Source organism: Pontimonas sp. (genome assembly GCF_031581085.1).
GTDB lineage: Bacteria > Actinomycetota > Actinomycetes > Actinomycetales > Microbacteriaceae > Pontimonas.
On record NZ_JAVLBO010000005.1, the window covers coordinates 62363 to 73271 of the forward strand.

Sequence of the window (10909 nt, forward strand, 5' to 3'; positions counted from 1 at the left end):
GGGGTACTTAGCCTCCGGCGAACGCTCACCGGCATCCAACACCCCTGAGCGATACTCTTAAGCGTTGGTGTCACCAGCCCCCCATCGTGTGAAGTGAGGCATCCGGCCAATGGCCACAAAGAAAGAGTTTTCCTGGAAGTCGCTCGTGCGCGGCCCCATCCCCTACATCGCCGCCGGAGTATTAGTTGTGGTGGTGGGACTGTCGCTTCTGAACCTCGGTGGTTACCGAAGCATTTCCACCCAAGAGGGCCTCGGGCTACTCCAAGACAACCGCGTCGAAGAGGCCACCATCATCGACATCGAACAGCGTGTCGACCTGGAGTTGAAAAACTCTTATGACAACCAGGGCACCCTGGTGCAGTTTTACTACGTCGCCCCCCGCGGTGACGAAGTCGTCACCGCGGTGAACAACTCCCAGGTGGATTCGTTTACCGACGAAGTCCCCCAGGGAAACTGGTTCCTGAGTTTCCTGGGGCTGATGTTGCCGTTTTTGATCATCGGGTTGATTTTCTGGTTCCTGCTGAGCTCGATGCAGGGCGGTGGCTCCCGGGTGATGCAGTTTGGCAAATCGAAAGCCAAACTGGTCACCAAAGAAACCCCCACCGTCAATTTCGAAGACGTCGCGGGGGCCACAGAGGCCATCGAAGAACTCGATGAAATTAAAGACTTCCTCAAAGACTCGGAGCGGTTTACCAAAGTGGGGGCGAAAATCCCCAAAGGCGTCCTGCTCTATGGCCCGCCGGGAACCGGTAAAACACTTCTCGCCCGGGCAGTAGCCGGTGAAGCCAACGTGCCCTTCTACTCGATCTCCGGCTCCGACTTTGTCGAAATGTTTGTCGGTGTGGGTGCCAGTCGTGTGCGCGACCTGTTCAACCAGGCAAAAGAAAACGCTCCGGCGATCATTTTCGTCGACGAAATTGACGCCGTCGGTCGACACCGCGGCGCCGGTATGGGTGGCGGACACGATGAGCGGGAACAAACCCTCAACCAGTTGCTGGTCGAAATGGACGGGTTTGATCCCAAACTGAACGTCATCATGATTGCGGCGACAAACCGGCCCGACATTTTGGACCCGGCACTTTTGCGCCCAGGCCGGTTTGACCGCCAAATCCAGGTCGACGCACCGGATATGAAAGGCCGTGCGGCGATTTTGAATGTCCACGCCAAAGGAAAACCGATGGCGAAAAACGTGGACCTCGACGTGTTGGCCAGAAAAACCCCCGGGTTCACCGGAGCCGACCTCGCCAATGTCTTAAACGAAGCCGCACTGCTCACCGCCAGGGGGGCAAAAAACAAACTGACGAACGAAATTCTCGATGAGGCAGTCGACCGGGTGATGGCGGGACCGCAGCGGCGAAGCCGCATGATGTCCGATCAAGAAAAACTGATCACCGCGTATCACGAGGGCGGCCACGCCCTCGCTGCAGCCGCCATGCGACACACCGACCCGGTGACGAAGGTCACCATTTTGCCGAGAGGCCGCGCCCTCGGTTACACCATGGTGGTTCCCCTCGACGACAAATACTCGGTGACGAGAAACGAACTGCTCGATCAGTTGACCTACGCCATGGGTGGCCGTGTTGCCGAAGAAATCGTCTTTCGCGACCCCACCACGGGTGCGTCCAACGACATCGATAAGGCGACCAGTATTGCCAGGCGTATGGTCACCGAATTCGGGATGAGCAGTGACGTGGGGGCGGTGAAACTGGGTCAGGCAAGCGGTGAAGTCTTCCTGGGTCGCGACATGGGACACCAGAGGGACTACTCCGACGCGGTGGCCGAGCGGGTCGACCACGAAGTACGCCAGCTGATCGACAACGCCCACAAAGAAGCCTGGAAAGTCTTAAGCGATAACCGCAGTGTGCTGGACCGCCTCGCCACGGAACTGCTGGAAAAAGAAACACTCAATCACCTCCAGTTGGCCGAGATTTTCCAGGGCGTGAAGCAACTGACGAAGCGGCCACTCTGGCGCTCCTACCAGGGCCGCCCGCAGTCGACAAAACCCCCGGTGAGTGTTCCGGAAAAACCCGCACAAAAGCCCACCGCCGCGGCGAAGAAAACGACCACCAAGCGGGCCTCCACGAAGGCTTCCACTAAGGCTTCCACGACAAAAGCCTCCACCAGCAAGGCGTCTCCCTCGACAGCCCCCTCGGCAGAAAAAGACAGCTCCGGTTCCGACACCCCACAGGGTGGCTGATGGTAGCCACACACGGCCAGCACGCTGCCCTGGTGCCCCACACCCCGAGCGCGGCAGGTGGGTGTTGTCGTGGATGACAAGAAGCTACAGCGTGCAGTCAATGACCTTTTAGAAGCGGTTGGGGAAGACCTGGGGCGCCCTGGCCTCCAGGGCACCCCGGAGCGAGTGAGTGAGCTCTTCCAGGAGCTCTACCGCGGTGTGGGAGTCGACCCGGTGGCCCTACTCCAAGACGCGAGCCCGCTCGCGGAAGCCAAAGACCAGGTGGGCGACTTTGTCGCCCTGCGAGGCATTGCCTTTAGCTCCATTTGTGAACACCACCTGCTGCCTTTTCGAGGCGTAGCGGATGTGGGCTACCAACCCGCGGACACACTTGTGGGCCTGGGAATACTGGCTGACCTGGTCGACATCGTGGCGTCTAGACCGCAAATGCAAGAGCGCTTAGGCGACATGGTCGCCGACGCTCTGGTGCAATCCGGAGTCGCCGCCGGGTCGGTCGTGGTCATACGCGGCGAGCACGGCTGTGTCCAACACCGCGGTCCCAAACTGGCCGAATCAGAAACGATCACCGTGGCGAGTGCGGGGTCTCTGAGTGACCCCGCCGCACGGCGAGAGGCCCTCGTGTCGATGGGCGCTACCCCCCAAGCCGGTGCAGTGTCGACACCCCAGCACGAGAGCGACTAGGGGTCACAGTCGTGAGTGTTCAGGTCCCAGCGCTGTGGGGGGTGTTAAACGTCACCCCCGATTCGTTTAGTGACGGCGGTCTATACCTCGATGCGGGCGCGGCCATTGCCCGGGGTGTGCAGATGGCAGAGGAGGGCGCCAGCGTGATCGACGTGGGTGCCGAGTCCACCAGGCCCGGTGCCACGAGAATCGACCAGGAAACAGAAATCGCCCGGCTGGAACCCGTCGTGCGGGGCCTGGTTCTGGAGGGCATCCGGGTCAGTGTCGACACGATGCGCGCTGAGGCGGCAATGCGCATGGTCGACTGCGGTGCCGCCATTATCAACGACGTCTCGGGTGGTCAGGCCGATCCGGACATGTGTCACCGGGTGGCTACAGCCGGTGTCGACTACGTGCTGATGCACTGGCGTGGCCACAGCGACCAGATGGACTCCCTCGCCCACTACGGCGACGTCGTCACCGACGTCACAGCCGAGCTCGGCACCCAGCGGGATAAAGCGGTCGAGGCAGGGATTGACCCCGAGCGGATCACGCTGGATCCCGGTATTGGTTTTGCCAAAGACGCCTCACACAACTGGGAGCTTCTGCACGCAATCGAGGTCATCGCCCAGATGGGACACGGGGTGCTCGTCGGAGCATCGAGAAAGCGATTCCTCGGGGCACTCCTGCCGGAGGGACACAGTGCCACAGAGCGAGACGGAGTCTCGGTGGCGCTTAGTGTCGCCCTGGCCGGCAGGGGGGTTACCGCGCTGCGGGTTCACGAACCACGCCCACACCGCGAAGCCCTTGAGGTCTGGCAGCGCGTGCAACGAGGAGGACAGTAGTGGCCGATCGGATGGTGGTGACCGGTCTTGAACTGTGGGGATACCACGGGGTGTTCGACCACGAAAAACGAGACGGTCAGCGCTTCATCATCGACGTGGATATCGAATTACACACTGCCGGCGCCGCCGGCAGTGACGATGTGGCACACACCCTGAACTACGCAGAACTCCTCGATGCCATCGAAGCGGTAGTGACCGGCGAGCCCGTGGATTTGATTGAAACCCTCGCGTCTCGGGTGCTGGAGACGGTGTGGCAATTTCGCCAGGCGATGGCCGCCACCGTCACCGTGCACAAACCAGGCGCCCCGGTGTCACAACAGGTGGAAGACATTGCAATCACCGTGACGAGAAATCGACCAGAATCGACACCATGAGACACGAGGGTCCCTCCGAACACTTCGCCCAAGGCAGCAGCCAGTCCAGCACCCAGGCCAGCACCCAGGCCAACGCCCCGGGCGATGATCGAGAGCGCTGGCACCGGGCCGTGGTGGCACTGGGGAGCAACCTGGGTGACCGCGAAGAAACGCTTTTTCAGGCGCGAGCTGACCTGAGGGCCACAGAAGGCGTTCGTGTCACGGCGGAGTCGACCCTCCACCACACCGTGGCACTGACTGCATCCGGTTATGACGACACAGAACCGGGGTATGTGAACCAGGTGATCCTGATCGAGACGGCCTGGCAACCAGAAGCACTGCTCGAGATTTTGCTCGGCATCGAATCCCAGCACGGGCGCACCCGAGACGGCACCCTTTTTGCCAACCGCACCCTCGATTTGGACCTGATCAACTACGACGACGAGGTCTACCACTCAGACCGGCTCACCCTGCCACACCCCCGGGCACACGAGCGGCAGTTCGTGCTCGCCCCCTGGAGTGAAATCGACCAGGAGGCGACCCTGCCAGGCCACGGTCCACTCGCAGAGCTCCTGAGGCAACTAGAGGGCCAGGAGGCACCCCACACAGACAGTGGTGACCCCGAGGGGCGGGCGTGAGTCCCACCCGCCCCGGCATCCTCGCGGTGTTATTCACCGCCGGGGCGGCGGTGATGTTTGTCGCCGAAATGGCGTTGGTGCGAATGGGTGAACCCGTGTTCACCCCACCGATTAGCCTCGCAGTGACACTGATTCTGATCGGTGGCCTCCTCCCCGCACTGGCCTGGCCGATCCGCCAGGCCACCCACGACAGCGATCAACAGACCCGGCAGCGCGACCACTCGGGGAGGAGGCCAGCGGTCAACCCCTTTTACGCCATGAGGGTGTTACTTCTCGCGAAAGCCGGATCGCTCACCGGCGCACTACTGACCGGTGTGGGGGTGGGTGTGGCCGTGTTTTTCCTCGGACGCATGGTGGTCGTCTGGGACTCGGTCATCGTCGCCGCTGTGACCGGACTCGGCGGAGTGCTCCTCGTGGTCGGTAGTCTGCTTGCCGAGCGCTGGTGTCAGATACCCCCCAGTGACGACGACAATTCTGCGGTGGAAGGAGAACTCGCATGAGTAAAGCCGACACTGCTGTGGCGGAGGGGGAATCGACGGAAGTGACCTGGCGGGGAATTTCGCCCAAACACATGGTCGACGAATACGTCACCCTCGGGTTTGTCTTCACACTGCTTGCAGGCGTCACGCTGCTTCCCCTGTTAAGCCCCAACGTCTTGCCCAGTGTGGTGACCTGGATCGCACTCGCCCTGGTGGTCACCATTGCCGTGGTGAACTTCATCCTGATTCCCTTTCGAGTCCGCGCGATGCGCTACTGGCTTCGAGACGACGACTTTGTCTTTCGCCGCGGGGTCATCTTTCAACGCCAAGTCGCCGTCCCCTACGGCCGGTTGCAACTGGTGGACATCAACCGTGGTCCGCTCTCACGCCTGCTGGGTTTGGCCGAAATTCGACTGGTCACCGCAGCGGCCAGCTCCGGCGTCACGATTCCAGGAATCGTGATGGCCGATTCTGAAGCGCTGCGCGATGAACTAGTCGCGCTCGCCGAATCGAGGCGAGCGGGACTGTGAGCGAGGTGGCCAGTGGTCCGGCCCCCACCAGACGCGCCCAGACCTACGCCGACGGGGACTGGCATCGACTACACCCGCTCACCCCGGTATTGCGCGGTGGTTTAGCCGTCGCCGCGATCGCCGGTGTCTTTCTCGCCACGGTGTGGGACCAGGCCCTCACGGCCTTCTCCAGTTACCTCGTCTACCAAGAAATTCCCGACACCGACATCGGGGAATTGCCGCCGCTTCCCTTCGGCGGCTCACTCCTGGTGGGTACGGGACTGATTCTGCTGGTGGCCGCGTTGGGCGCTGGCTGGCTGTGGCTCACCTGGTTTATGCACACGGTGCGCATCGATGACGAAGTCATCGAAGTGCGAGACGGTGTGCTCTTTCGCACCCACCGCCGCGCACGCCGGGATCGAATCAACAGTGTCGCTATCTGGCGACCACTCATCCCCAGGCTGCTGGGCGTCTCGAAACTGGAATTTCAAGCAGCCGGCTCCGATGCCAATGTGAGCCTCTCCTACCTCGCCTACCCGGTGGCCACAGAGCTTCGCCGCATTGTCGTCCAATCCGAGCACACCCACGGCACGAGCGCCGCAGAGGCGAACAGCTCCGAATATGGGTCCGCATATGGCTCCGTACACAAGTCGGAAGACGACAACACCGCCCACCACGAACCGCTGCCTGGCCAGACGGGCAGCACTCCCGGGGCTGAACCAGAAGTCACCCGCCACGTCGAAGTGCCCCTCGGGCGGCTTCTGGGGTCTTTGGTGGTGAGCTTAGAAACCTTTTTCTTTGTGTTGACGTTCGTAGTCATCATCGGGGGGTTTGTGATCACCGGTGACCTCGAGTGGTGGATCGGGGCATTTCCCGCCGCACTGGTGTATGTGGTCGCCATTGCCAGAGGGTGGACACGAGCCAGCCAATTCCGCTTAGAAACCGTGGGGGACTCTGTTCGAGTCAGCTACGGGTTACTCTCCACCACCTCGGCCAGTATTCCCCCCGATAAAGTCCACGCCCTTCACATCTCCCAACCGTGGCCGTGGCGATTCTTTGGCTGGTGGCGGGTAGAAATACACCGCGCGATTACCCCGGGCCAGTCCCAAACCAACCAAGGCCCCTCGCACCAAATGGTCCTGCCGGTCGGACACCTCGACCACGTCCGCACCGTCGCGAAGCTGTTTGTCGAAGAAGCCCTCGGAGATCACGGCCTCGCCGCCATCGAGGCGGCTGCGGCTGCGACCGGTCCCCTCGCCGACACTCACAATGCCGATGCCGATGCCGATGCCGATGCCGATGCCGATGCCGGACGGAGGGACGACGTCATCATTCGGCCCGGCAGGTTTGCACGCCTGCGCCTGATTTTGTCCTTCCCCATCCACAGCATCGGCATTATCGACGGTGCCCTGTGGCTTCGCACCGGAGTACTGGTGCGAAAGTTGGGAATTGTGCCGCTTCGACGCATTCAAAGCGCTGCGCGCTTTCGAGGCCCCTGGCACGCCCTGACCGGCCTCGACGGGCTGGAGTGCAATATCGTTCCAGGACCCGGCATCACCCGCATGGTGGGGTTTGAAAAACACGACGCGAGGCCGTTTTTAGAAATACTTTCTGGCCGGGTTGTGCGGGCAATAGAACACAACCGCGAAACCAGTACCGGTTACCAAAGTCCCCCGCACGACCCTGCGCCACACTCCACGAGGGCCCCACAACGCTCAGGTGCCCCGTCGTGAATGCTCAGGCGAGGATGGGGATTGGTTTAGTCGGCGACTCACCCGCCGGTGCGGTGATGGCTCAAGCCCTCGCCGGCGCCGGCCACGCCCTTGTCGGCAGGAGTGTCCCACCAGAAGATCGGGCCGACCATGTCGAGGCACTCCTGCCCGGAGTGCCCGTCATGGACGTGGACGACATTATTCGCCGCAGTGAAATGGTGATCCTCGCAAGCGACGGGGAGGCACTTGCCCACGTCGTTGACGACATTGAGCAGAAGGGCCTGTGCCAACCGGGCCAAATTGTCTGTCAAACCTCCACCGGAGAGTCCCTCGCCACACTGGCACCCGTGATGGCCCAGGGGGCCATCACGGTGCGCCTCGTGCCGCTCTTGCCACTGACGGGCCATTCGCTGGATATTAGGCGCCTGAGAGGTGCGTGGTGTGGCGTCGTCGCACACGGACCGGTTGCCCCCATTGGTCAAGCACTCGCCCTCGAAATGGGGATGGAAGCACTCGTCATCACCCCGGAGGGTGAAGCGGCTTTCAACGACAGTGTGGCGCTCGCAACAGGCCAGACCCATCAGTTCGTCCAGGAGGCGCTCACACCCCTCCTGGATGCCGGTGTCGACTTTGCCCCACAGGCACTACAAAGCCTCCTCCACGCCACGATCGACGGCATCATCAGGCAGCACGCCACAGAGCAACACACCGCAGAGCACCCAGACGGGTTCAGCGCCTCTGAACTTCTCGACATGGAGGGACTCGGGGTAGAACCCCCAGGCCCCAACTCCAATGGCCCCAGCACGGAGCAAACGACAACGTGGCCTCCCGAGCGGCCCACCCAACTACCCCGCGACCCCGAGGACCCAGCGTGATCACCCGCTCCCAGGACATGCAGGCATGGTCTGCCGGCGTTCACGATGTGGGGGAGACGATTGGTTTTGTCCCCACCATGGGCTCACTACACCGCGGGCACCTATCTCTGATCGAAAAAGCGCGGGCGGCAGCCGACCGCGTCGTGGTGAGTATTTTTGTCAACCCGCTGCAATTTGGGCCGGGAGAAGACTTCGAGGCCTACCCCCGCACACGTGAATCAGACCTCGAAGCGCTCGCTACCGTGGGAGTCGACCAGGTGTTCATCCCGGGCCTGTCCGATATTTACCCCGATGGCCCGGAACACACCGCCACGGTGAGTGCGGGGCCACTGGGGGATGTCTTGGAGGGACACCACCGACCGGGCCATTTCGACGGTGTCCTCACCGTCGTGGCCCGGTTGTTCGACCTGGTGGCCTGCGATGTGGCGGTCTTTGGCACAAAAGACGCCCAACAACTCATCGCCATCGAACAGATGGTCGCCAAAGAGCAGCGCTCGATACGCATCATCCGCGGAGGAATAGTCCGCGACGATGACGGTTTGGCGCTGAGCTCACGAAATGTCTATCTCACCCCGGAAAACCGGGCAGACGCCCTGATTTTGCACCGAGAGCTTCAGGCAATCGAGAACTCTGCACACCACTCACGACCAACTGCCACAGGAAACCCCACTGATCCACTGGAGCGAATCGAGCAGGCGCGTCACACTCTGCTGGTGGCACCCGGGATTGAACTGGACTACCTCGAAGCGGTCTCCAGTGACACGTTTACCCCCTGGGAGGAGCAGCCCACCGGCGAGATGGTCGTGGTGGGAGCGATTCGGGTGGGCACCACCCGACTACTGGATAACGTGTGGCTGGATAGTGACACCGTGCTCCGCACTGCAGCAGCGGACGGGCCTCAGTAGGCTAGGGTCCCGTGCGCCACAGCGCAGCTTTGTGGCCGTCGCGCTCACGTGTGAAAGCGACAGCGAACCCCCAAACTGCTCGCACCCGTTCCCTCGGGAACCCGGTGCGAGCCTAAAGCCCCACCCAAGCGAAATTGAGACAGCAGATGCAACAACAGCCCACCGGTCCCGATCCCGCGGCCGACGAGTCCCCAGAGGACGTCGTCGAACAGCAGGCGGTGCGGATGGCCAAGCGAGCGAGCATGCTCGACTCCGGTGTGGAGGCGTATCCGGTTGAACTGCCGATTACGGCCACAATCGGGGAGGTGCGGGAGCGCTTCGGCCATTTAGAGGCCGAAGCGAAGACCGATGAACATGTGGGGGTAGCCGGTCGCGTGATGCACGTCCGACTCACCGGCAAGCTCGCGTTTGTCGCCCTGCAAGATGGTGCGGGAACATCACTGCAGGCGATGGTGTCGTTTGGTGAAGTGGGCGAAGAGTCCTTTGGCCAGCTCCGCGACTGGGTCGACCTTGGCGATCATCTTTTTGTCTCCGGAGAAGTGGTCACGTCAAAACGCGGCGAGCTCTCCATCTGGGTATCCAATTGGCAGATTGCCGCGAAAGCACTGTTGCCGCTACCGAACCTGCACAGTGACTTAAACGAAGAAACCCGGGTCAGACAGCGCTACCTGGACCTCATTGTCCGCCAGCAGGCTAGAGACACGGTGCGGACAAGGGCATCGGTGATGCGCTCACTTCGTGACACCTTCGCCGAGCACGACTACTTAGAAGTCGAAACACCGATGCTCCAAACCCTGCACGGTGGGGCAACAGCCCGACCCTTTGTCACCCACTCGAACGCTTTTGATACCGAACTGTTCATGCGGATCGCGCCGGAATTGTTTCTCAAGCGCGCCGTCGTGGGCGGTATCGAGCGGGTCTTCGAAATTAACCGCAACTTTCGAAACGAAGGCGCCGACTCCACCCACAGTCCAGAGTTTTCCATGCTGGAGGCCTACCAGGCCTATGGCAACTACAACACCATGGCCGACCTCACCCAAGAACTGGTTCAAAATGCCGCCAGCGCGGTCGCTGGCGGCCATGTTGTGACATGGGCCGACGGAACAGAGTATGACCTCGGTGGTCAGTGGGACAGGCTGTCGCTCTATGACTCGCTGTCAGAAAAAGCCGGCGAAGAAATCACCTCACGCACCGACACCGCAACACTGCAGAAAATGGCGGACTCGTTGGAGCTTGAGGTGGCACTACCCACCCACGGGAAACTGGTCGAAGAGCTGTGGGAACACTTTGTGAAGCCAGACCTCGTCGCACCCACCTTTGTGATGGACTTCCCCGTCGACACCTCGCCCCTGGTGCGTGATCACCGGGACATTGACGGTGTTGTCGAAAAGTGGGACCTCTATGTCAGAGGCTTCGAGCTCGCCACCGGCTATTCAGAACTGGTCGACCCGGTCATTCAAAGGGAGCGTTTTGTGCTCCAAGCACAGCTTGGAGCACAGGGTGATCATGAAGCCATGAGTGTCGACGAAGATTTCCTCCGTGCTCTTGAGCACGGCATGCCGCCCAGTGGCGGCATGGGGATGGGAATCGACCGACTACTAATGGCCCTCACGGGGCTTGGCATCCGCGAGACCATCCTCTTTCCCCTGGTCAAGTAGGTCCTCGGCGCCAAGCCCTCGCTTGGCGCGCTCCTGTTGTTCAATGTCTGCGTAGGCCTGGCGTTCGTCGCGATCGGC

General features: G+C 61.6%; 11 protein-coding genes. All 11 read left to right on the forward strand.

Annotated elements, in window-relative coordinates; all coding sequences use genetic code 11:
- The first annotated feature begins 109 nt into the window (after positions 1-109).
- The 11 genes from ftsH (at position 110) to lysS (ending at position 10831) form a co-directional block, all read left to right on the forward strand.
- Positions 110-2197 carry an ATP-dependent zinc metalloprotease FtsH gene (gene ftsH / locus RI518_RS02845; RefSeq protein ID WP_310689293.1) on the forward strand — a complete coding sequence of 696 codons (2088 nt, stop codon included), beginning with the start codon at positions 110-112 and terminating at the stop codon, positions 2195-2197.
- Positions 2198-2266: 69 nt separating this feature from the next.
- A complete protein-coding gene (gene folE, locus RI518_RS02850; RefSeq protein WP_310689294.1) occupies positions 2267-2878 on the forward strand; it encodes a GTP cyclohydrolase I FolE in 612 nt (203 codons plus the stop codon).
- A gap of 11 nt (positions 2879-2889) precedes the next feature.
- On the forward strand, positions 2890-3702 hold the full coding sequence (folP, locus tag RI518_RS02855; RefSeq protein WP_310689295.1) for a dihydropteroate synthase: 813 nt from the start codon (positions 2890-2892) through the stop codon (positions 3700-3702).
- Positions 3702-4076 carry a dihydroneopterin aldolase gene (gene folB, locus RI518_RS02860; protein ID WP_310671949.1) on the forward strand — a complete coding sequence of 125 codons (375 nt, stop codon included), beginning with the start codon at positions 3702-3704 and terminating at the stop codon, positions 4074-4076. The genes folP and folB overlap by 1 nt, the downstream gene beginning before the upstream one ends.
- Positions 4073-4693, forward strand: coding sequence for a 2-amino-4-hydroxy-6-hydroxymethyldihydropteridine diphosphokinase (gene folK / locus RI518_RS02865; RefSeq protein ID WP_310689296.1), 621 nt, complete (start codon positions 4073-4075; stop codon positions 4691-4693). Before folB ends, folK begins: the two co-directional genes overlap by 4 nt.
- The gene (locus tag RI518_RS02870) at positions 4690-5193 is read left to right on the forward strand and encodes a DUF3180 domain-containing protein (protein ID WP_310671947.1); all 504 of its coding nucleotides are present in this window, start codon (positions 4690-4692) and stop codon (positions 5191-5193) included. The genes folK and RI518_RS02870 overlap by 4 nt, the downstream gene beginning before the upstream one ends.
- Complete coding sequence (locus tag RI518_RS02875) at positions 5190-5702, forward strand: PH domain-containing protein (protein WP_310689297.1); 513 nt, start codon at positions 5190-5192, stop codon at positions 5700-5702. The genes RI518_RS02870 and RI518_RS02875 overlap by 4 nt, the downstream gene beginning before the upstream one ends.
- Positions 5699-7414: a PH domain-containing protein gene (locus RI518_RS02880; RefSeq protein WP_310689298.1), complete on the forward strand. Its 1716-nt coding sequence runs from the start codon at positions 5699-5701 to the stop codon at positions 7412-7414. Before RI518_RS02875 ends, RI518_RS02880 begins: the two co-directional genes overlap by 4 nt.
- A gap of 14 nt (positions 7415-7428) precedes the next feature.
- On the forward strand, positions 7429-8268 hold the full coding sequence (locus RI518_RS02885) for an NAD(P)-binding domain-containing protein (RefSeq protein WP_310689299.1): 840 nt from the start codon (positions 7429-7431) through the stop codon (positions 8266-8268).
- Complete coding sequence (gene panC / locus RI518_RS02890; protein WP_310689300.1) at positions 8265-9173, forward strand: pantoate--beta-alanine ligase; 909 nt, start codon at positions 8265-8267, stop codon at positions 9171-9173. The genes RI518_RS02885 and panC overlap by 4 nt, the downstream gene beginning before the upstream one ends.
- A gap of 146 nt (positions 9174-9319) precedes the next feature.
- The gene (gene lysS / locus RI518_RS02895) at positions 9320-10831 is read left to right on the forward strand and encodes a lysine--tRNA ligase (protein WP_310689301.1); all 1512 of its coding nucleotides are present in this window, start codon (positions 9320-9322) and stop codon (positions 10829-10831) included.
- The last annotated feature ends 78 nt before the right edge of the window (positions 10832-10909 follow it).

Coding starts and splice junctions, on each gene's coding strand:
- RI518_RS02875 (WP_310689297.1), top strand. CDS start 5,190: ATGAGTAAAGCCGACACTGCTGTGGCGGAGGGGGAATCGACGGAAGTG.
- ftsH (WP_310689293.1), top strand. CDS start 110: ATGGCCACAAAGAAAGAGTTTTCCTGGAAGTCGCTCGTGCGCGGCCCC.
- RI518_RS02885 (WP_310689299.1), top strand. CDS start 7,429: ATGGGGATTGGTTTAGTCGGCGACTCACCCGCCGGTGCGGTGATGGCT.
- lysS (WP_310689301.1), top strand. CDS start 9,320: ATGCAACAACAGCCCACCGGTCCCGATCCCGCGGCCGACGAGTCCCCA.
- folK (WP_310689296.1), top strand. CDS start 4,073: ATGAGACACGAGGGTCCCTCCGAACACTTCGCCCAAGGCAGCAGCCAG.